This window comes from Paenibacillus sp. J22P15 (assembly GCF_056269345.1).
In genome coordinates, this window is record NZ_JBWDNT010000006.1 from 189,490 (window position 1) to 211,328 (window position 21,839).

Consider the following 21,839-nt stretch of genomic DNA (forward strand, 5'->3'; position numbering starts at 1 on the left):
ATCAACTTCTTTCGTAAGAAGGCTGGTGAACCTAGCAGACCGGAAGCGTTAAAATCCGATAATACCAGACGAGTAGAGAAATACGAGCAATACCAAAATAGGAGCTACATATCGCAGCATGAATAACCATAACCGCAGCAGCCATCCAGTTAAACCTGACTCCTCAGATCCGCCCTTCCATACATATCCAACAAATATAGTCGTGACCAGTCCGCCAAGCGGAAGCACGATGTTTGTACATACAAAATCAACCCAATCAAAAAAAGACCTGCCGTTAAACGTGAGCCACGGCACTTTATCTCCAAGAGATAAGGCTGATGGCACACCGATAAGGAAACATAGAAACGTCAACAAAACAACCGAGAAGCTGCGGCTCCAACCAAATTTTTCACGAACATAAGCAACCGGCACTTCAAGAAGCGAGATCGTCGATGTCAACGAAGCAAAGGCAATCATAACAAAGAACAATCCCCCAAACAGCCAACCTAGCGGCATCGCTGAGAAAGCGGCCGGCAATGCTACGAATACGAGACCTGGTCCTTGTGTTTCTTCAAATCCGAATACAAACGTTGTAGGAAAAATAATCAAGCCGGCAAGAAGAGCATAAATGATATTACCTGTTCCTACTGCTGCCGTTGCCATTCCAAGCGATTGCCGTTTATCTACATAAGCCCCATAAGTGATGATGGTCCCCATTCCAAGCGATAAAGAAAGAAAGGCATGACCAAGCGCAACGAATGCAGACTCCGCTGTCAGCTTGCTAAAATCAGGCATTAGGAAAAAAGCAGCGCCCTCTCCAGCCCCTTCTAATGACAATACTCGTACGCAAAGGACAATGAGCAATATAAGCAGCCCTGGAATAAAAATTTTATTGACCTTTTCGATACCGGCCGATACACCTCGAATAATGATAAGACCTGTCAAAAGCATGACGATGAATTGCCAGAATACAGGCATCCAGCTTGAATTAAAATCACTGAACTGCCCAGCAAAATCATTGTTTTCAAATAGCTGCCCCGTAAAGGAAAGCATCGCATAATGCAAAGTCCAACCAGCGACTATCGCATAGAAGGACAATATTACGAATGCCCCGAGTACGATAATAGCGCCAAAACCGCTCCACATCTTATGAGCACCCAGCCGAGTGAACGAAGAGGACGCATTGCCGCGGCCGCCTCGACCTACTGATAGCTCGGCGAGTAGCACCGGCAGTCCAATGAGCAGCATGCATATAAAAAAGAGAAGGAAAAAGGCCGCTCCTCCATATTTGCCCGTAAGATATGGAAATTTCCACATGTTCCCAAGCCCAACCGCACTGCCAATTGCTGCCAAAATAAATCCTGAGGACGTAAATCTCTCCCCTGTACCACTTTCCCCGCTCTGCGGGGGTCCTCCTTGATTTTGATCCTTCATAAGTCATTCCTCCTGTAGTCTGTGCTGTCTGCGACTTATCAAATGCTCCGATGGGTAGTATAACCTTTTTTGAAAAATATATCTGCATGCGTACATGCAAACCGTGCATAGGCTTCATAAAAAGCGAACACAAGATCCAAGCTGCATGCATGGGAGGATGGGCAAGAAGACGACGGGTTGGATATTTTGGGAGAGGTAAAAGCCCAGCCGGATGGAATAGTAAGTAATTGGGGAGAACTTGTAATGGTAACTGCACCCGTTATGAAATTTCAGAGAAAAATAGCAAAGCACATTAACTGAACAGACGAGTTAATGTGCCGTGATTTGCTCTGAATAAGGCACATTAGAATCAGATGTATTTAGTAATTAGATCAACTTCCACAGGAAGATCCACCTCATAAAACAAAGCATATTTCACACATACTATTTACAGCTAAGCCATCGCTATTATCCATGTAATTTGATCTCATCGGAGCATAATCCTCAATATCTTTTATGCATAATAAAACCCTATCAATTTTTCAATAAAACTATACAAATAAAATAAAAAACTAATTAATAAAGGGAATATACTAACACCTCACTCAATTTCCATAAAATTAATTGCACATTTTAAACTTTATTTACACACTGTAACTATCAAGAATTCTACTATCCCTCCCTAAAGAACCACAAAAAAACGGACAGAACGATTTAATCGTTTCTGTCCATTTCCAACCCTTTATATAAACAAACGAATATATGAAAAGCGGCATTCATTCAGAAGGGAAATGAGGTAATAGAGCACATAGTGAAATAGAAAGCACGTCCAATAGTTGATGCCCCGACTTTCTAACTTTCTGTGGCGTCACTCATTTTCTGCATTAAGGACTCCACGAGTGCAGGAGCGGGTGGTGCCATGGTGAAGCTCTCTACGCTACGACCTCCGTTGCAATACCATTTCACAATAGATTACGGCTTCTGCACCCCAGCTGCATCGTAGTGACTGTTTCTAAGTCAAGCTTATGACGCATCATCTTATTTAACGTATTCAGGGAGTCGTTCTCCGAACAGCCCCCAGCTCTCGCAAGGCTCTTTTCGTCAACAAACGCTAATTCTCCCTGCAAAACGACCAAATCAACCATTAAATGGGCTTTTTTTCGCCGGGAAGCCGCATCTATTTCATTTTTTAGTGAGGGAGCACTAAAGCAGCTGCTCGATATTGGCTCTCATATCCGAAGGCTCATCGGTCGATTCGAACCGATTTACTACATTGCCTTCCCGATCGATGAGGAATTTTGTGAAGTTCCATTTGACTGAGTTGCCCTCGAGGAAATGCGGCAGCTTCTCTGTAAGGAAAGCATTAAGCATTTTACCGCTAGGGGTGGTGGTATCAAAACCATCGAAAGGTGCTTCCTCCGTTAATTGCTTGAAGAGAGGGTGAGCTGTTTCGTCCCGTACGTCTGTTTTCGCAAAGAGAGGGAAGGTAACCCCGTAGTTCAACTGGCAAAAATGTTGCACATCTGAGTTCGCACCAGGCTCCTGTTCGCCAAATTGATTGCTTGGGAAACCAAGAATCTCCAAGCCTTGATCTTTATATTCCACATATAGTTTTTGCAAATCTGCGTATTGCGGTGTAAATCCGCATTTGCTGGCTGTGTTGACGACGATTAGCACCTTGCCCTTATATTGTTCCATGCTTACTTGTTCACCTTTAATATTCTCCAGCTCATGTGAGTAAATGCTCATTGTTATTTGCCTCCTCTAGTTTGTATGAGTTTTAATAAATTAAATTGTATACAATTTAATTACCAAAGTAGAATACCATTAAAAACAGAGCATTGTCAAACCTTAACTTTTTAAAGGAATCACACATCGTTTTGAAAAAAATATCACATACTTCTATCTGACATACAAAAGGACTGCTTCTCATGCGAGTTCCTTCACGCCCTGAGTGCAGTCCTAATCTAATTATCTTATTTATGATTGCGGTTGTTTCCTTCTTCCGATCAGCCATTCCGTGAATAAAGCATAATCCTGCTCGACTTGATCCGCATAGGAGAGCGCCCAATTCGCAATAGATGTACAGAAAGCATCCTCGTCGTCGCCCATCGCCTGTACGATCTCAATCTCACTATGATATGCGAGAATACCTTCCGCAACATCCGCATCTGCACGCGCATGCATCTTGGCAGTCAATCTTCCCATACTCGTCGTGACTGGCAACAAATCGCCTGCCGTATTAAGAGCTTCGAGCTTAAGCCTCTTCTTATACGGTGATCGCTCACGCACATAAAACTGCCGATCACCCATCGATAACCATCCTAGATAAGGATCTGATTCATGATGCATCGCTCTTTGTGTCATCGTTACTCGTTTTCCCTGATGCTCAAACATGGACCAAAATGTCTCGTCATACGGCATAAAGTACGCTGGAACAGGTACGCGTACCTCCTTCACCTCGAGCACAATATCATCCTCATCCAGAGCATCCTCGCCCGCTTCAATTAAAATATAGAACCTGTCTAGCCCAATGGATGCCGTTCCAGAGCCGTGTTTCACCGCAATGTCCTTCACCTGAAAATGACGCAATTCCTCCGTGTCATCCGCCGCTACTGTCTCCAGATACATCGGCCAAGCTTCCAGTAATGCTTCCCGTTCCTCATCCGTTGGCGAAACAATTTCATCTGTCGTTGCAAACTGCCGATGCTCCTGCACGAGCGCCGTTACCTTTTCGAGGAAATGTTGTTCCTTGCGCTTTTGCAGTTTTTTGAGCAGTTTCTTAACTGGGCCCTCCGCCCGCTCCATATCAATCATATACGTGCTGGGGTCATCCTTACCCTTTACGAATCGGCGCATCTGCTTTGAATAGGCCAATAGATAAGCTTCAATTGAGCTGATCTGATTAGCGTGGCTCTGCCCCTTAATTCTGCCGACGAGTGCTATACTTACCGACATTCTCATCAAATCGTACAAATACGAGCCCAAGTAGCCTTCATCAAAATCATTCACGTCATAGACAAGCGTACCTTGTTCATTGCGGAAAGCTCCAAAGTTCTCAAAGTGCAAATCACCCTGAATCCACGTAGGACGGTCTATTGGCGTATGATAAGGAAACCATATCCGTGATGCGTCAAAATAAAACAAATAAGCGCTGCCGCGAAAGAAGGAAAATGCCGTTTCCGACATTTTAAGATACTTCTCTTCACGTTTGCCGCGCTCAAGCTTCATAATTTTTTGATCAAATTCTTGAAAAATAGCAGATAATGTCCGTCTTCTAAGTTTGTTCTGGGTTAGCTTTACTCGTTCTGTCAGCTTCGGATCCATATATTCTCCCCCATTGACCTATAATTCTACTTTTTGCAGTCGCATATAATCACTAATCATAGCTAAACGCCAAGGTATTATCATGCCAAAAGCCAGCAAATAGAAAATAGCCCCGGTTTGCGGAATCGACATATACTGCTCAACGACTCCATGCAGAGAAAGCCGAATAACAAAAAGCGTCAGCATAATAAAAATAAACGCCTTCGAGCGCCTGACATAGATGTCTGATTCAACACGCTCCAATCTTGTCGTAACGATAAGCGGGAATGCAAAGATCAACATGCCCGTTAAGAAAGCGGTCAGCCCCCAAAACCATGCAATATGAGTCGGGGAGAAGACAAACATGATGAATCCTGTTGCCATGCCTAACGGCGGTATAACGATTTTACGCAATGAGGTCGGGCGTTTTCCAGCGCGCATACGAAAGACAATAAGTGTAAGCCCCGCCAAAGCCGATATTATAATTGAGCCAACTTGAATGATTTGCGTTGACAGCAGCACCGCGAACTTCTCCTTTGTCATTACCCTTTATTCCATCGTACTTCAAAACCATAAACAGCGCAAACTTACGCTTAGGAGTGAATTGCGTTATAGTGCAGGTTCGCGGCCGCTGCAAATCTTCATTTGGTTATTTATCTTAGGGCGATAAGCTTTCCACTTTGAAATTAACGCTTATATCACCCTGCTCGCTTGCCATTTTAACCCTGTGGTATAAACTTGCGGATATCAACGCCAAGCGACTGTGAGAGCTTCATTCCTAATTCACGATCGGCACGGAAGAAGTTACAAATAGCACGGAGCGTTATATCGTCATTAGTCTGCAGCAGCTCACCAGTTAGATTGGCAATAAGATTCGCTTGCTGTTCCGCAGGAAGTGAGCGGTAGCGCTCGCCTGCTTGTGAGAAATCGTCGGTTTTGTCGATTTTTTGGCGACCCGCCGTACCTTGTAAGTGTGCAAAAGAATCAACATAAACCGGTGCTTCCTTCGGACTCTCAGATGAGCTGTTAGGCTCGTAATTCACTGGAGAAGGATTTGCCTGCATCGTCATCGCACCGTCTCGTTGATGGTTCCGAACGGGTGCATATGGACAGTTTATCTGAATGTGCAAGTAGTTTGCTCCTAGGCGATACCTCTGTGTATCTGGATAAGAGAACAAACGACCTTGAAGCAGCTTGTCCTCCGAAGGCTCGATTCCTGGCACTAGCGCACTTGGAGAGAACGCCGACTGTTCAACCTCTGCGAAATAGTTGAATGGATTGCGATTTAACGTCATCGTACCAACCTTTTGCAGCGGGTACATATCCTCTGGCCATACCTTTGTCGGATCTAGCGGGTCGAATGCATACCGTTCCACATGATCAACTGGCATAAGCTGAACATGAAGCGCCCACTCTGGAAAGTTGCCGAGTTCTATCGCATCATGCAAATCACGTGTCGCATGGTTAAAGTCCTTCCCCTGCATAACACTCGCTTCCTCAGCGGTAAAGTTTCTTACCCCTTGCAGCGATTTCCAATGATACTTGACGTAGGTCGGCTTACCTTCCTCATTAATCCATTTGAATGCATGTACGCCGAATCCGTCCATTTCACGGTAAGTTGCTGGCGTTCCGTCATCGGAGAACAACCAAGTGAGCATATGAGTCGATTCAGGCGAGAGCGTCATGAAATCCCAGTAGCGTGCCGGCTCTTGAACATTGGTATTCGGCGCTGGCTTTAAGGAATGCACCATATCAGGGAACTTCATCGCATCACGAATGAAAAATACAGGCAAGTGGTTGCCAACGATATCATAATTGCCTTCCTGCGTATAAAACTTCACTGCGAATCCGCGTGGGTCGCGCGCCGTCTCCGGTGAACCCGTCCCGTTAATCACCGTTGAGAACCGGACAAATACCGGAGTCTCTGTTCCCATCTGCTGCATAAAGTGAGCACTTGTATACTCCTTCATGCTAGCCTCGGTACGAAATACGCCGTGTGCGCCCGATCCTCGTGCATGTACAACACGCTCCGGGATACGCTCCCGATCGAAATGTGCCAGCTTCTCAAGTAAATGATAATCCTCTATTAACGCAGGTCCGCGCTGACCCGCAGTACGTGAGTTTTGATTATCGCCAACCGGTGTTCCTTGATTCGTTGTCATGTCGTTTTTCATGGTAGCACCTCATCTATTATTTTATATATTTAGACTTGATCTAAATCTTTAAAATAATCATATCGGATTACCAGCTGACTGTCATGAATGCATCATGAAAGATAAATGAATGTTTCATGAAGCATACATACTTATACTCACTAAGACATAAAAAAAACGCGACTAACGATTAGTCGCGAATATCTGCAATGCGGTAGCCTACACCGCGCACGGTAACGATATATTTTGGCGAAACAGCACTGTCCTTTAATTTCTTGCGGAGGCTCTTAATATGAGCATCAACCAAGTTGCTGCCTCCAAAGAATTGCAATCCCCACACGGTATCAAGTAACGACTCACGCGTAAGAACAGAGCCGTCTGAGGACATAAAGTGCAGCAGCAAATCATATTCCGTCTTCGTGAGATCAATGCGCTGACCATCCCGATCAACAGTCATTTTCTTGAGATCAACCGAAATGTCTTTAAACGTTCGTACATCGCTATCAGCTTTTGCAGCGGGTGTCGGTCTATTCTCGAGCATCCGATTGATCTGCTTTATCGCTTGCTCAGGTTTAGCCGGCCATACCAGCAGCTCCGCTGCGCCGAGAGAGAAGGTCGCGCGACTATCATATGATTTCTGATCCATTAGAATGAGAACAGGAACCGCGTGAAGCTCAGCAGATTCCAACAATTCTGCACCTGCCTGCAGCGTGTGGCTTGCAGCAGCATGGGCGACGGGGATCGCATCAAATACGAGGAGCTCCGGCTGCAAGCTCTGCAGCATATTTTTATTGAAATCATGCAGTGAAAACACATCAAAACATTCAGATGACAAAGCGATGAGCAGGCTTTTGACCCGATCAGGAAGCGGGCTGATAATCATGACCCGCTGCGTAATCGAGCAAAGCATCCCATTTTGAAACAGCTCCTCCTCTGAATAATCAGCCGCTGCACTCTTGCCCAGCAGCACTTCCTCATTTATAGGTTCATTCTCTGTTATGATTGTTTCGTCGCGCATGGTTCGCAAACCCCCTCTAATACGACCTGTACATGCTCAATTCTATACTTCGTCTCCGAAGACGCTTTCTCCAACCACTCTTTCGGCAATTCGGTTATCACCTCATCCACTCTGCCACACACGGAGCAAACAATATGCTGATGCTCATCCGTTCGCGCATCATAGCGGCTAACAGCCTCACCAAGCTTTAATTCTCGAATGAGCCCCACGTCCGTCAAATAACGCAATGAGTTATAAACAGTACCGTAAGCAAAGTTGAAGCCTTTATCCCGCAAACGATCAATAACATCCGCTGCTGTTGGATGATCAGACGCATGCTGCACCACTTCAAATATGGCCTTACGCTGTATCGTTAAGTTAATTTTGTTCAACAGAACATCATCCCTTTTATGACTGATTTTAGACTAAGTATAAATTGAGCGACGGGAAACGGTCAACCTTCCTAGCTTTCCTAAATCATCCTTATTCTAAAAAAATAATATTAAATTTTTTGTCGATATGAATAAACTGAATATTTACAAAATTCAAACAAAGGTGTATACTAAGCCTATCTTAAGCGAGAGGGGATAGCCCATTGAAGTAAGTTAGCGATGCATGTCTCACGATCTCGGGAAGGAGTAATACAATTACAAGAGGACATGCGGGGACAATAACGAAAGCCAATGTAATTTACCATTTGGAGAACAAATACTTACAGGAAGTAACAATTTGAAACAAATCGAAAGGAAGTTGATCGAGGTCAATAAAGCTAGGATCGAAGTCGATAAGGTTTGTAACAAATTCGAAAGGACGAAGAAGAGGCAAACAGCGGATTGGAGCGTTAGAATAAATTGAATATTTCTCTACCAAGCAGGTGAAGGGCTTCTGGTTATCTTAGATAAGCAGAAGCCCTTCTTATGTATGTCTATAGGATTGGACTGAGTAACCTGGATATTGATTCTTTCAGACGATTCATAAGAGGCCGCTTAGCATAAATGACTTCCGTTAGCTGCGTGCAATGTTCAACATCAGCATCAAAAATACGTTGCAGCTTTTCCGATGTCTGCGTATCATAGATAAACGCGTTCATCTCGAAATTAAGCTTAAAGCTGCGAATATCAACATTGGCCGTTCCAACGGATGCCACTTTACCGTCGATGACAAGCGTTTTGGCATGAAGGAACCCCTTCTCGTACATATAACATTTGACTCCTCCTGCGAGAAGCTCACCCAAATAAGAATGCGTTGCCCAGTATACAAAGAAGTGATCCTGTTTGCTCGGCAGCATTATACGTACATCAACCCCAGAAAGAGCAGCGATTTTTAGAGCGGTCATCAGGCTTTCATCCGGAACAAAATATGGCGATTGCAGGCTGATCGTTTTTCGAGCGGAATATATCATTTTAATATAGCCATTTTTAATTTGCTGATATTCCGTATCCGGACCGCTCGCCACAAGCTGCATCCCTATCGTTCCTACATCATCGCCCATTATCGGGAAATATAGCTCGTTAAGCTCTATACGGCTGGAAGCAGCAAGATTCCAGTCCATCAAAAACTGTGCTTGCATTTGCATGACGGCATTGCCTCGAACCCTGAGATGTGTATCTCTCCATTCACCGAAATGCTTGTTTAAACCCAAATATTCATCACCGATATTAAAGCCGCCAATATAACCGACTTGACCGTCAACAATTACGAGCTTGCGATGATTGCGATAGTTGATTTTTAAATTCAAATAAGGAATTCGCGATGGAAAAAAAGCTGCCTCACGCCCGCCGGCTGCGACCAACTCCCGAAAAAACCGCTTCGGCAAACTGGAGCTTCCTATATGATCATATAAAAACTTAACCTCAACGCCCTCTGCTGCCTTCGCAGCAAGCGCCTTCACCAATCTTCTGCCAAGCTCATCATCGCGGACGATGTAATAGGCCAGATGAATATGATGCTGAGCGGCTTCTATATCTTTAAGCAGTTTGTCAAACTTTTGCTTACCATCCGTATAGACCTCGACATCATTGTTGGTCGTATAGACTGCATAGCTCGTCTTCAAACTCATATAAATCATATCTTGATAGCTGCGCATCGCTGGATCATTATGTACGATTTCGTCGTCGCGCAGCTGCCGCATTTGCCTCTCGACCGTGTGCTCGATAATACGCTGGTTGTCACCAAGCAGCTTATATAGCTTACGCCTCCGTATCTTCTGCCCTAAAATCAAATACAAGATAAACCCAAAGACTGGAATGAAAAATAAGATCATCAGCCATGCCCATGTGGTGCTAGCGCTGCGCCGTTCGAGAAAGATAACGGTAATCGCTAGAAAAATATTAAGTAACATAATAATTGCTGATGCGTTTTGTAAGATAGACATTTGAATAATAACACCTCAGTTTTATGTAAAAGATAATGCGATCATACTCCAAGCACGATGTATGTTCAAGCCTGATTATATGCTACAATTCAAGCAGCAACGGCTTATTCCTAATACGAGAGGCAAAATCCTCTATCATCAACATATAAAGGTTGGGCCTATTATTCCAATAACACCCCCGTATACTTGGCACTGGAGGAATTCGGATGGACATACGCAAGTTTAGACTGGACGAGAAAGCGAGCAGTACTTTCAGCGAAGAGCGAGATGAGTATGAACGTGATTATGCGCGACTTATTCAATCACCCGCTTTTCGCCGCCTGCAGGGCAAATCACAAGTGTTTGGCGCAGGTTCTGGTGATTATTATAGAACGAGACTAACCCATTCCCTTGAAGTGTCTCAAATTGCGCGCGAGGTTGCTCGCAGACTAGGCAAGCAATATGAATTCCTCACTCGCCGCGAGCATCCTGGGCTTATATTAGATCCCGCCGTCGTAGAGATTGCTGCGATCGCGCATGATTTGGGACATCCTCCTTTTGGGCATAAAGGCGAAGAAGTGCTCAACAGCCTGCTCATGGAAGAGTATGGAATACCTTATGAGGGCAATGCACAAAATTTTCGCATTTTGATGTTTCTAGAGAAACGCGCAGGAAGCGGAAGCGGTCTTGATTTAACCGCCGCCGTCTTGCTCGCTATTAACAAATACCCATTTAGTCTCAGTGAGCCCGCCAGGCTCAAAGGCTTATATAGCACAGAGTGGGGAGAAATCGATCAACTTCGCCGTTCATGGCAAATTCCAGATGGCTGCTCTACTTTGGAAGCACAGCTGATGGACCTTTGCGATGACATCGCCTATTCCACACATGACATTGAAGACGGTATTCGTGCCGGTAAAATTCAAATGAACCGTACCTTTTTTGAGGATAGCAGACTGATCGATCATGTCGTTCAGGAAATTGTAGAGGATAAAGGCAATACCGGAATCGGCTGGGGAGAGGTTGACATCCCTGCAATGGTGAAGCGTGTACTCGTATCCTATTTCGAGCAGTGGCAAGCGCTATACATTAGCTGCGATCGCGAAGCCTCCCGTACGAGGAGAGAAATGAAGGCACGCTGGGTCAGCTTGTTCGCAGGCAAGGTAGGCATCATTGACGATACATCCCGAAGTTGGAAGAAGGTTACCTTTGTGAACAATGGGCAGCAGGACATTGAATTGCTGCGAACGATGGAAATATTGAAGAAGCTTGCTTGGGTGACGCTCATTAAGGATTTCCGTGTTCAGCGCTTGCAAATGCGCAGTGAAATTATGATCAGACGGCTTTGGGATAGCTTTAAAGTGCCCGAGTACGGCCGCCTCATCATCCCGCCGGACTGGATCGAGAATTATGAGCTTCATAAGAACAAATGGAGCTGGCCGCGATTTGTTGCGGATTATATCTCAGGCATGACCGATGCATATGCCGAGAAAGTATACGCTGAGCTTTACGCCAGTAAGTCAGGATCGATTTATGAGATGGATTAGTACAAACAAAGCGCAGCGGCGATTGAGTTAACCTCATTCACTGCTGCGCTTTGTTGTTTTTAGTGCTTAATCACGATCTATATTGTAGCTAACCGCACCTGCTGAGAGGTCGGTAATATAATCGAAGAATCGAACGGGATCAACATCATAAACAAGGCTAACCGGACGTCCGTCTTCACGCTCAACCGTACGGCCTTGACTAGGACCATCCTTAATCACACCGCTATGGACTGTCTTAATCTCAACAAGATCCGGATTGCCTACAACAGCTGTTGTAAGTACATCCCACAAATAGTAGGTCGAATTCGTTTCCATATAAACAAGCGGCGGACATGCAGCATAACATTGACCGACAAAATCAAGACCCTCATGCTTGCGGAGGGATGCCCAGCGATTACGTACTTGGGTCGTTAGCGGTACTTTGTTCGTGCTCTCCAGTGCAACAAGCAGGATCGGGATGCCGCTTGCCCATACGCGATCTACCGACTCTGGGTCCCAGAAAGCGTTCCATTCTGCAGTACCGTCATGCTCAGGCTCCGAAACATTGCCCTTTTCATTAAACGTACCGCCCATCCAGACAAGCTTTTCAATTTTCTCTTCCACATCAGGAGCTTCATCCAAAGCTCTTGCCAAGTCAGTAAGCGGTCCTGTGAAGAGCAAAGTGACCTTCTCATCGGACTTGCGAAGCTGCTCAATCATATGTTGATGCGCTGGCAGCGCGGAAACATTCGTGTGTATCGTTCCTGATTCATTAAGAATAGGAAGCGCATCTACGAAAAAAGTATGCATCCGCCATTCAGCAGGGAATGGGTTTACACCACGTGAATTTGACCGAGCGACTTCAATTGATTTTGTCTTCGCAGGATCACCGAAACGGTCAATAATTTTGCAGCTGGCTTTCATGCCAGGCTCCAAATAGCCGTCTGCAGGAATAACAGATACCCCAAGCAGATCAACATCTTTCATTTGCAACAGAAGAAATAGTGATACCAGGTCGTCTACGCCGGCGTCATGATTAAAGTAAAGTTTAACTCCCATATATATCCATCCTCCTTAAGTATAAAACGATATATCGCTTGTCCATCCTATAGAGGAGGAGGTGAATTGTCAATGGCAAAGGATGTACTATGCGAAGTGAACTCATGCAAGTTCTGGGCTGCAGGAAATCACTGCGGCGCTTCTTCTATTTATGTTGTCAGCAATCGCGGTAAGCAAGCCAGCAACTCCGAAGAAACAGATTGCAAAACGTTTGAAGCAAAGATTTAACGGATTACTTTACAAATAGAAAGCAGCGCAAGCACTCATTTCCAGCAGCTCACGATCTGCTGAATAGGTAAAGAACCGCTTGCGCTGCTGCTATTGCCCTTATTTTGCTACAGGAACTGCATTATAATACTCTTCAAGAACTTCTCCGCTCTTAGCCATTTCAGTTGCCACATCTTTGCCTACATAACGTAAATGCCAAGGTTCATATTGATAACCTGTAATTTTTTCCTTGCCCTTTAAAAATCGAATAATGAACCCGTACTCATGCGCATGCTCCTCAAGCCACAACGATTCTTTCGTGTCTGCAAAACAATCAGCTGCTGCACATTTGCCATCACTGCCCGACACGTCAATCGCTAAGCCCGTTTCATGCTCGCTTGTCCCAGGTAAGGCACTGTATGTTCTCGCCTTTTCAAGACCATCTCTCTTCACATATCTCTCAAACAGCTTCTTTTGGGTGCTGTGCGAGCGATAAGCCGAAACGCCTGCCAACTTGATATTATCAACCTCTGCTGCTGCAAACAGCTTCTCAAGCGCTGTAGCTGCATCTTGCCTCATCTTGCGTTTCTCGATTTTCTCAGAAAAAATAAAACGAACGTCTGGATATACCAGATCCGTTGGATTATAATCTTCTGGCAGCTTCCGCTGCTTATTCACAAGGACGGCAATATCCGCAGGGTCTGCGATAACTTCCATGCCTTCCTCTGTCTTCTCTGCCTCTCCAGCACCGGCTTCGCCTTGATTCCCATTGCTCGAGTCCGGCTGTTCAGCAGCTGGCGGTTTTATAGCAGCGTCTGGTGTTTCGCCGCCATTCTCACCCTCAGGCTCTGAACCGACACTGCCCGTTACCTCGCCGCCGCTTTCAAGGGAGCCATCAGCTGCTTGCTTCGGCAAAACCGTTGTTGACCCTTCCTTATTAAATAAATAGTAACCAAACACCATTGCCGCGCATACAATAATAAACAGAAACAACCTGCTTCTTCTTTTTTTCAAATTAATTCACCAACCTTATTTTTACATATATTTCAAAAAGTCATAATTGTTTTCATCGTTTGTTTCATAGCAGCTAAATAATAGACTACTAAAAAGGCTGAAATGTTTCAATCTAATAGGGCTAGAAATGTTGTCTTGAATAAGAATAATCAAAACATCTTATTTTTTCGTTATTTACAAATATTTTGATTGGGTAGGGAGGAGCCTTTTGCCTTTTGACATTCGACTATAATTAGGAGCATAATGAATAAAGAATTTACAGAGCGAACGTATATTAAGATTAGCAGGCTGGCTGCCTCTGAGAGATGGCCAGTTTTTGCTGTGAAAGGTAGGCGGTTATATGACATTTCTAACACCAAAACGATTGTTAAGCACTCGTCCCATCCTATTCTTCTCATTCATTATGCTTCTCAAAAGCTACTTGGCATGGATGGTCATTTTTGAGGATGGTTTTTCATGGACCACTATTTTGAAAGAAATTCCGTTTGTCTTGATTGTTTACTGTCTCATAGAATGGTTCGCTTCCAAACGCAAGCTTATCTACTATTTAATAGCTAACCTAGTAATGACACTCATATTATTCGCTGTCATTATGTATTACAAATATTACGGCGTTATTGTGACCTATCTCGCGCTGGAGCAGGTAAATCAAGTGACAGCGGTCAAAAATAGCGTGTTCTCACTTATGGATCCTTACTACCTGCTTATTTTTACAGATATTATCATCATGGCTGTGCTGCTATTTAGACCAAAAAAAGCTTTGGACTGGAAGAAGAAAAGTTCGATTAAGGAAAGTAAACGACTCGTCATTGCGTTGTTCAGCATTTCGGTCGCACTTTGCTTGTTTAATATTTTGCCAAACCGTGCGAGTATGAATGAAATCGTCAAAGCAGAGCAAATGGGCATACTCAATTACGAGGCTTATATGATTTTCAAGAAAAAAACGATTGATTTTGTTGATCCGAACCAAATTACACAAGAAAAAATCAATACAGTCAAGAAAATTGAAACTCCAGCCGCTCCACAGCTTTGGAAAACGGCAGAGGGCAAAAACGTCATTATTATTCAAATGGAGTCGTTTCAAAATTTCCTCGTCAACTTAAAAATTGATGGGCAAGAAATTACGCCTAATATTAATAAGCTTGTCAATGAAAACTATTATTTCAAACATTTCTACCAGCAAGTAGGCCAAGGCAATACATCCGATGCCGAGTTCGTCGTCAATACTTCTTTCTATATTCCGCCGCGCGGCGCGGCAACGATGATCTATGCGGATAAAGAGCTTCCAAGCTTACCGAAATTACTGAAGGCACAAGGCTACGACACTTCAACGTTCCATACGAATGTGGTTGAGTTCTGGAACCGTGGCGAGCTTTATAAGGCGCTTGGCTTTGACCGTTTTTATGATCAAAAGTTTTTTGGTGAAGACGATACCGTATTTTTCGGAGCTTCTGATGAACAGCTTTACAAGAAAACAGCTGCTGAAATGGCACGCATGAGTGAAAGTGGAAAACCTTTCTACTCACATGTTATTTCAATGACAGCACATCATCCTTTCACTATACCGCCGGAGAAGTACAAAATGACACTCCCTGAGCGTTATGAAAATACTTTCGTCGGTGATTATATCCGCGCACAAAACTATGCAGACTCCGCGCTTGGCGAGTTCATTGCAGACTTGAAGGAACGCGGTATATGGGATGACAGCTTGATCTTGCTGTACGGTGATCATCTTGGTCTTCCGGTATACTCACTCGACCGTAATGACAAAGAGCTTATGGCTGAAATTTACGGCCATGAATACGGCTATACAGATATGATCAACATTCCGCTCGTCGTAGCTTCGACAGGCTTAACTGAAGGAAAAGTATTCGATCAGCTAGGCGGTCAAGTAGACATTTTGCCTACGATTGCTAATATGCTCGGTATTTCCTTGGATGATCATATCCACTTCGGCCAAGACTTGTTTAATCAAACGTATAACGTACTGCCACAGCGTTATTATCTCCCGACAGGCTCATTCTTAAGCAGCAAGGAGCTATTCATGTCAGGCAGCGGTTTCGAAGACGGCACTCATTACTCCTTAGCCGGCGACGGCATCACGGAACAAGCAGCAACTGAGGATGAGTACCAGCGCGCACTCGAGCTGCTCAATCTATCCGACAGCTATGTTAATCAGTTGCCAACTTGGAAATTAAAATAAGCTATTAAAGAAGGCTCTCTCTAAAGCGCAGTAATGCAGCTTCAAAGGGAGCCTTTTTTTTATAGTTCATTCTACTAACCGTTTTTCACAGCATCGAGCACTTCCTTGACATGGCCGTCTACACTTACACTTCGCCATTCCTTAGCGAGCTTACCCTGCTCATCCAGCAAGAAGGTTGATCTCTCAATACCCATAAATTCCTCGCCGTTCCAGCTCCGCAGCTTCCATACGCCAAACAGCTCAGAAACCGTATGCTCCGTATCCGACAATAGCAGAAACGGCAGCTCATGCTTATCTACAAATTGCTCATGAGAAGCCAAATCGTCTGGGCTAATTCCGATTACCTCCGTGTTATGTGCTCCGAACTCACCGTTAAAGTCACGGAAATCACAGGATTCTGTTGTACAGCCAGGCGTCATATCACGTGGATAAAAATAAATAACGAGCTTCTTGCCCGAATAATCCGCCAGCTCCACATTCTTGCCATTTGATGCCTGCAGTTTGAAATTCGGCACTTGATCTCCAACCTTCAAATAATCTCCCATGGCCCCTCATGCTCCTCTTTAATCAATTTTTATCCTCGTTATGCTCGTAATACAAAGCACTTTCCGTGACGAATGCTTTTGCCTCTGCTTTGTCATCATATCGTCCATATGCGATCATTAGCTTTGTAAGAGCAGCTTCCACAGACAGCTTCTCTATGACGATAGCACCCGCTTCGATAAGACGCAGCGACGATGAATAAAGCGCATCTGAACGATCTCTAATCGGACATATGTAAACGTCAATTCCAAGCGCTCTGCAGCTCGCAATAAATTGTGGAAGTGAATATGGCCCCTCCTCTATTGCGCTCGCCGTACCCGAATGATGAAGATCATGAAGAACCGCCTTAGGCCGTATCGTTGCAAAATCATAATACGAATAGTTCAAGCCCGGATAAGGCCGAATATACACGATGCTGGAATCGAGTTGAAGTGTCTTCGGTTCCCATGAAAACACCGCTTCCGGCGCAAGCCGCAGCGCTTCCATACTCGGATTGCATTCATGCTGCAGCCATTGAAATTGCCCGTCTATCATCGATCCATAAGGAATGCCGTATGGACTTCCAAATTGGTCGGTAAAGGATATCGCTTGTGTAATTCTCGTTCCGAGATATACAAGCGAAGTGCCTTTGTCGTCCTCATATACGACAAAAACGCCAGGCAGCTGCGTATCTGCAACAAAATCAATCGCGTTTGCAAAATTACGGCGTCCATTGCTTCTTTCATCAGCGAGCGGATAATTGCTTGCTGTCAGTACAATGGGGATTTTTGTATCTGCAAACAAATAACCGATCATTGCAGCGCTATAGGCTAGCGTATCCGAACCATGCGTGACAACTAAACCAGCATACTTGTCTAAATCTACACTTCGTAAAGCTTCTGCCAGCGTGATCCAATCGTTTGTCGTCATATTCTCGCTTAACAAATTAAGCGGCTGTATTGCATCAAGCTTAATATCGTCTCGTTGCCTGTCACTATTGCTATAATCATCGATAAGCGCGTATGAACCCGAACTATCCACATCTATGCCCTGTCCTTGCTTCTTGCTTCCGATTGTCCCGCCTGTAAATACAACTAATAACTTTTTCAAAATTGTGCCTCCTTACGGTCTTACTATCGCAGCCTGTTAATAAATCAAGAAGAATGATACTATCGTATATGCGGTGCTATATTCAGGTCAAGGAACAAGTTGGTTCTTATTAGATTGCCCTGTCAGATCCGCTTCATACGAAAGATAGTAGGCCTTTAGCATCCTCCTATATCATGAATCTCCTACCATGGCTCTTTGCTGCAGCCAAAACTCATCGAACTGCTTCAGCAGCTCCTCCACCGTAATGAGATCCTGCAAATATTGCGCTCCAACATCCGTTGCCATTTGAAAAAATTCACTGTAATTTTTGTAATTGCTCGGTTTTTTGACACCTTTGTAGCGAACAGGATCATTTGCCATCAGCATATAAGGAGCATACGGACCTGTAGTATACTTTTCTTCCTCAAGCGTTCTGTTGTAAATCGATATAGCCCCTGACGCGTCAGCGAAGGCACGATTGTTCTCAAGCGATGAAAGATAGGCAATGAATGTCCAAGCCTCTTCCTTATGCTCGGACTTAGAAGCAATTCCCCAACCTACTGCACCCACATTGTAATACGATATCCCATCAGGTCCAGCAGGTAGCGGCGCTGTTGCCCACTGGCTGTCCTTCAGCTTGTCCTGAATCATTCCAATCGCATCTGAGTCCTGAATAAGCATGGCCGCCTTACCATTCACAAATGACTCCACCTGCTCATTAAAGCCCCAATCGATGGACTTCGGATCTGATATCTCAATATAAATCTTCCGGTAAAGCTCTAGCGCTTCTACCGCACTCTTACCTGAAAATATAGTTGAGCCATCTAAATTAAACATAGAATCGTCGTTTGTGACATTCTTTCCGTTATAGTCTTGAATAATCATAGACAGCGGGTTAGCCGCACCCCTGCCGCCGCGAAAGGAAAAGCCATATCTCCCTTCGTAAGGTTTCGTCAACTGTTTCCCCACAAAGAAAAGCTGTTCCCATGTTTCTGGAACTTGAAGCGCCTTCGCATCGAACCAATCCTTTCGGTAATAGAGCTGCACTTGATACAGACTGTTCGGAATGTAATAGGTTATATCACATACATCTCTGGACAACAGCATCGCATTATTATTGAGCAATATATAATTGCTCCATGATGAAATATAACTCTCCAGGCTGGCAAGATGGCCGCTGGATACATATTGATGCACCCTTTCGTCCTGTACCTCCACGATATCTACCGCTTCGTTCTGCTCCAGCATCGTCATTATCGTTTGATCTGCTGTGTCATTTTCCGGCGATACCAGTTCAATCTCAATACTCGGGTAGTCCGCTTCAAATTGTGCGATTAATCTTTCAAGCTCCACTGTTCGCAGCGGCGTCGTCAGGCTCTCAACAACCTTTAAAGTCACCTTATTGGGAGCAGCTGACTGCTGAGAATTCTCCAACATATCATTATTGTGCGAACAACCGCTTAAGATAAATATCATGATGATCAACGAGAGCGGGTATATTACCTCGCCCGTTTGAGTGAGTTTCATCAGATGCCTCCCAATCAAAAAAATAATGATACATAACCATTACTTTACTTATCGGTTTAATACTCGACAAACGATACAGCTTGTTTTTTCGGAAATGAATTACTCATAACTCATCAGATGCCTAACGGTCTCATCGATGAGCCCATCATGCACAGTCGGATTATAATTCAGCCGGTCATGGTAGCCGATAAATATGCATCTTCTTTGCAGATCCATTTTGTTTAGAGCACACCAGCGCTCCTCCAGCTGATTGCAGAAATCGCGAGAAGCTTCCGCTGGCACAAGAAATAGAACGCTGCTGCAGCCAAGATCGGCGATCTCACTCAGCGATTTCGTATCGAGAAACCCAATCTCTTTTGCCGATTTGGGAAATGTCATTTGCAGATCGTCATAAAAGAAATCCTTCATCTTGCGGCGGCGCGGACCGAATATGCGAAAGCCCGTTTCTCCAGCATGCACGAGCAGGATCGGCTCATTGCCCAGCCAGCTTTGGAGCTGAACACGTGCGTTTTGCACTTTCGCCTCATAATAGGATAGCCAGCGCTCTGCTACCGTGGACAAGCCCAGTTCATCGCTAATCTCGATCAGCCTCTCCTTCCAAGAGTAGGCCTTCCAATCGAGCATCAGAACCGGCGCAATAGCCGAACATGCTGCTAGCATTTCCTCATCAAGCATTCCTGCCAGTATGAGATCCGGTTCCGCTTCGCGCAGCTTCTGAAGCACATGCTCAGGCTGCTGAGTGCTCACACGAATAAAGGACACACATACAGGCATGCCAATGGCAGATAAATCCCCTGCAAAAACAGATACAAGCGTCGCAACTCTTTTCTTCGCAAGCTGAGCATATTCTGTAGGCGCTAGTCCCATATGCTTTTTGAACAACCTGCTGAAATAATATTCGTCCGGATAACCTACAGCATGTGCTACATCGACAATCGAAGAGGACGTACCTGAGAGCATACGCAAAGAAGCATCCAGTCTAAGCTTAGTCATATATTTGAGCGGAGTAAGTCCCGTGTAGCCACGAAAGGCTTGATAAAACCGACTTGTACTTACGCCCGAGGATCTTGCAAGCTCCTCCATATCCATCGGAGAGCTTAACTGCTCGATCATGAATTGCTTTGCCTGCTCGACGTAGCTTATTAAATCAGCCTCGGTTTCTTTGGGCTGCTGGATCGATTGAATGAGCGCCGCGACTATTGCATAAAGCTGCGATTGCAGCTGATAGTATAAACCTACATCATCAGCACCTGAATCGCTTTGAAAGTCTTGCAGCCAGCTTCTAGCTTGTGGCATCCGCAGCAGCTTTAGACCTACACCGTCTCGGTAAGGAAGAGTCTCGGTTACAGCAGCTGAAAGCTCGCTCCGGAAATAGATCAGTACAATTTCACTTTGCTGTTTCCCCTCATTATTCAGCGTACATTCGCAATGCGCGGGAATGAGAAATATTTCCCCTCCAACCGCCTTATTAGCTGTAATTTGTCCATTCTTTACAATGGCAACCTTCACCTTCTGTTGAAGCACGAAAGCAAAGCATTGCTCCTCCTTATTGATCAGATGCATTTGCTGCAATGACGGGAGTTTAATCTCCTCCGTGCCAATATAAGACATTACACCATACTTTGTTTGATTTGTTTGATTCGGTTGTTGCGGCATGAGCGCTCACATCCTTAATAAACAATTTTATTTTGCGATGAGTAAATAATAATAATAATCATTGTCAATGCTGTAAGAGTAGCAAGTTTCTAGCAAGCAGCAGCCTATGATTAAAGTGTTGCGATTAGATTTAGTTTGGCAACGATTGGTTATACAGGACAACCCCTTTAGATAAAGACTGAGGTGACTTAATGTGATAATTTCGAAAAACGATGTCTCTAAAGAGCTTCCCAAACATAGCAAGGAAGAACCCCGCGCCCATCAGCGCCCTAGCAGCAAACGTTATTTCGGCAGAGGCGGCGTGAAAGCTGCTCTGCTCAATCTGCTTAAGGATCGTCCTATGCATGGCTACCAGATGATGAAGGCTCTGAAGGAGCAGTCTGGCGGGCTTTATATGCCGAGCGCAGGCTCCATTTATCCCACGCTTCAAATGCTTGAGGCATGTGGATTTGTAACCGTTCAAGAAGAAGACGGCGGCAAAAAGATCTATATGATCACAGAACAAGGCAGCTCAGCACTATTGCTGCTTCCCGATAAAGTAAGGCGTGACGCAACCGAGGACGGCCCCTCGTCAACCGAAAACGATTCGTTCCGTAATGAGAAGATTCACCGTAAGCTCGGACTAGCGAATGAATCCTTTAACCTGCTCAAGCTGTTAACACGAGCCGAACAAGAAGCATCAGCCAGTACGGAGCAAACTGAAAAACTTCTACGTCTACTAAATGAGCAGCAGCAGCAAATCAGTGCATTCCTCACTGGTCCCAAGCAGGCTGATCGTACAGAAGCGGATCGCTATGATTGGGCTAGACGATAATTATAACAAAAAAAGGGTTACCAC

Annotated in this window: 18 protein-coding genes; 4 read left to right on the top strand and 14 right to left on the bottom strand. The window is 44.7% G+C overall.

Annotated features, from left to right (window positions below; translation table 11 throughout):
* Positions 1-48: 48 nt before the first annotated feature.
* The 8 genes from AC0YN6_RS15785 to cls all read right to left on the bottom strand — a co-directional run bounded on the left by AC0YN6_RS15785 (position 49) and on the right by cls (position 10,222).
* Positions 49-1,413 (bottom strand): sodium-dependent transporter, encoded by a 1,365-nt coding sequence (locus tag AC0YN6_RS15785; RefSeq protein ID WP_475747984.1) that lies wholly within the window; start codon positions 1,411-1,413, stop codon positions 49-51.
* A gap of 1,182 nt (positions 1,414-2,595) precedes the next feature.
* Positions 2,596-3,141 carry a glutathione peroxidase gene (locus AC0YN6_RS15790; protein ID WP_475747985.1) on the bottom strand — a complete coding sequence of 182 codons (546 nt, stop codon included), beginning with the start codon at positions 3,139-3,141 and terminating at the stop codon, positions 2,596-2,598.
* A 231-nt stretch (positions 3,142-3,372) separates the two neighbouring features.
* On the bottom strand, positions 3,373-4,719 hold the full coding sequence (locus AC0YN6_RS15795) for a DUF2252 domain-containing protein (protein WP_475747986.1): 1,347 nt from the start codon (positions 4,717-4,719) through the stop codon (positions 3,373-3,375).
* A gap of 18 nt (positions 4,720-4,737) precedes the next feature.
* Entirely contained in the window at positions 4,738-5,220 is a 483-nt protein-coding gene (locus AC0YN6_RS15800; protein WP_475747987.1) for a CcdC family protein, read from the bottom strand.
* Positions 5,221-5,417: 197 nt separating this feature from the next.
* Positions 5,418-6,872 (bottom strand): catalase, encoded by a 1,455-nt coding sequence (locus tag AC0YN6_RS15805; protein ID WP_475747989.1) that lies wholly within the window; start codon positions 6,870-6,872, stop codon positions 5,418-5,420.
* A 169-nt stretch (positions 6,873-7,041) separates the two neighbouring features.
* Positions 7,042-7,869 (bottom strand): winged helix-turn-helix transcriptional regulator, encoded by an 828-nt coding sequence (locus AC0YN6_RS15810; protein ID WP_475747991.1) that lies wholly within the window; start codon positions 7,867-7,869, stop codon positions 7,042-7,044.
* Complete coding sequence (locus tag AC0YN6_RS15815) at positions 7,848-8,240, bottom strand: Fur family transcriptional regulator (protein ID WP_475747992.1); 393 nt, start codon at positions 8,238-8,240, stop codon at positions 7,848-7,850. Before AC0YN6_RS15815 ends, AC0YN6_RS15810 begins: the two co-directional genes overlap by 22 nt.
* Positions 8,241-8,773: 533 nt before the next feature.
* Positions 8,774-10,222, bottom strand: coding sequence for a cardiolipin synthase (gene cls, locus AC0YN6_RS15820; protein WP_475747993.1), 1,449 nt, complete (start codon positions 10,220-10,222; stop codon positions 8,774-8,776).
* A 206-nt stretch (positions 10,223-10,428) separates the two neighbouring features.
* Here cls and AC0YN6_RS15825 point away from each other — a divergent pair, with 206 nt between their 5' ends.
* On the top strand, positions 10,429-11,745 hold the full coding sequence (locus tag AC0YN6_RS15825; protein WP_475747996.1) for a deoxyguanosinetriphosphate triphosphohydrolase family protein: 1,317 nt from the start codon (positions 10,429-10,431) through the stop codon (positions 11,743-11,745).
* A gap of 66 nt (positions 11,746-11,811) precedes the next feature.
* Here the strand turns inward: AC0YN6_RS15825 and AC0YN6_RS15830 are convergent, their stop codons facing one another.
* On the bottom strand, positions 11,812-12,783 hold the full coding sequence (locus AC0YN6_RS15830) for a nucleoside hydrolase (protein WP_475747997.1): 972 nt from the start codon (positions 12,781-12,783) through the stop codon (positions 11,812-11,814).
* Between the two features lie 72 nt (positions 12,784-12,855).
* On the opposite strand from AC0YN6_RS15830, the gene AC0YN6_RS15835 reads away from it, so the two are divergent.
* A complete protein-coding gene (locus tag AC0YN6_RS15835; RefSeq protein ID WP_076266302.1) occupies positions 12,856-13,011 on the top strand; it encodes a DUF1540 domain-containing protein in 156 nt (51 codons plus the stop codon).
* Between the two features lie 99 nt (positions 13,012-13,110).
* On the opposite strand, the gene AC0YN6_RS15840 is transcribed toward AC0YN6_RS15835, so the two are convergent.
* Positions 13,111-14,004 carry a M15 family metallopeptidase gene (locus AC0YN6_RS15840; RefSeq protein ID WP_475747998.1) on the bottom strand — a complete coding sequence of 298 codons (894 nt, stop codon included), beginning with the start codon at positions 14,002-14,004 and terminating at the stop codon, positions 13,111-13,113.
* A gap of 340 nt (positions 14,005-14,344) precedes the next feature.
* On the opposite strand from AC0YN6_RS15840, the gene AC0YN6_RS15845 reads away from it, so the two are divergent.
* Positions 14,345-16,207: an LTA synthase family protein gene (locus tag AC0YN6_RS15845; RefSeq protein WP_475748000.1), complete on the top strand. Its 1,863-nt coding sequence runs from the start codon at positions 14,345-14,347 to the stop codon at positions 16,205-16,207.
* A gap of 74 nt (positions 16,208-16,281) precedes the next feature.
* Here AC0YN6_RS15845 and bcp read toward each other — a convergent pair whose 3' ends face one another.
* The 4 genes from bcp to AC0YN6_RS15865 form a co-directional block, all read right to left on the bottom strand.
* A complete protein-coding gene (gene bcp, locus AC0YN6_RS15850) occupies positions 16,282-16,752 on the bottom strand; it encodes a thioredoxin-dependent thiol peroxidase (RefSeq protein WP_475748001.1) in 471 nt (156 codons plus the stop codon).
* Between the two features lie 22 nt (positions 16,753-16,774).
* Positions 16,775-17,839, bottom strand: coding sequence for an asparaginase (locus AC0YN6_RS15855; RefSeq protein ID WP_475748002.1), 1,065 nt, complete (start codon positions 17,837-17,839; stop codon positions 16,775-16,777).
* Between the two features lie 171 nt (positions 17,840-18,010).
* Positions 18,011-19,345 carry an ABC transporter substrate-binding protein gene (locus tag AC0YN6_RS15860; protein WP_475748004.1) on the bottom strand — a complete coding sequence of 445 codons (1,335 nt, stop codon included), beginning with the start codon at positions 19,343-19,345 and terminating at the stop codon, positions 18,011-18,013.
* 99 nt (positions 19,346-19,444) lie between these two features.
* Positions 19,445-21,001, bottom strand: coding sequence for an AraC family transcriptional regulator (locus AC0YN6_RS15865; RefSeq protein ID WP_475748006.1), 1,557 nt, complete (start codon positions 20,999-21,001; stop codon positions 19,445-19,447).
* 193 nt (positions 21,002-21,194) lie between these two features.
* On the opposite strand from AC0YN6_RS15865, the gene AC0YN6_RS15870 reads away from it, so the two are divergent.
* Positions 21,195-21,815 carry a PadR family transcriptional regulator gene (locus tag AC0YN6_RS15870; protein WP_475748007.1) on the top strand — a complete coding sequence of 207 codons (621 nt, stop codon included), beginning with the start codon at positions 21,195-21,197 and terminating at the stop codon, positions 21,813-21,815.
* Positions 21,816-21,839: the final 24 nt, after the last annotated feature.

Coding starts and splice junctions, on each gene's coding strand:
- AC0YN6_RS15810 (WP_475747991.1), bottom strand. CDS start 7,869: ATGCGCGACGAAACAATCATAACAGAGAATGAACCTATAAATGAGGAA.
- AC0YN6_RS15790 (WP_475747985.1), bottom strand. CDS start 3,141: ATGAGCATTTACTCACATGAGCTGGAGAATATTAAAGGTGAACAAGTA.
- AC0YN6_RS15805 (WP_475747989.1), bottom strand. CDS start 6,872: ATGAAAAACGACATGACAACGAATCAAGGAACACCGGTTGGCGATAAT.
- AC0YN6_RS15860 (WP_475748004.1), bottom strand. CDS start 19,345: ATGAAACTCACTCAAACGGGCGAGGTAATATACCCGCTCTCGTTGATC.
- AC0YN6_RS15825 (WP_475747996.1), top strand. CDS start 10,429: ATGGACATACGCAAGTTTAGACTGGACGAGAAAGCGAGCAGTACTTTC.
- AC0YN6_RS15865 (WP_475748006.1), bottom strand. CDS start 21,001: ATGCCGCAACAACCGAATCAAACAAATCAAACAAAGTATGGTGTAATG.
- AC0YN6_RS15830 (WP_475747997.1), bottom strand. CDS start 12,783: ATGGGAGTTAAACTTTACTTTAATCATGACGCCGGCGTAGACGACCTG.
- cls (WP_475747993.1), bottom strand. CDS start 10,222: ATGTCTATCTTACAAAACGCATCAGCAATTATTATGTTACTTAATATT.
- bcp (WP_475748001.1), bottom strand. CDS start 16,752: ATGGGAGATTATTTGAAGGTTGGAGATCAAGTGCCGAATTTCAAACTG.
- AC0YN6_RS15845 (WP_475748000.1), top strand. CDS start 14,345: ATGACATTTCTAACACCAAAACGATTGTTAAGCACTCGTCCCATCCTA.
- AC0YN6_RS15795 (WP_475747986.1), bottom strand. CDS start 4,719: ATGGATCCGAAGCTGACAGAACGAGTAAAGCTAACCCAGAACAAACTT.
- AC0YN6_RS15835 (WP_076266302.1), top strand. CDS start 12,856: ATGGCAAAGGATGTACTATGCGAAGTGAACTCATGCAAGTTCTGGGCT.
- AC0YN6_RS15785 (WP_475747984.1), bottom strand. CDS start 1,413: ATGAAGGATCAAAATCAAGGAGGACCCCCGCAGAGCGGGGAAAGTGGT.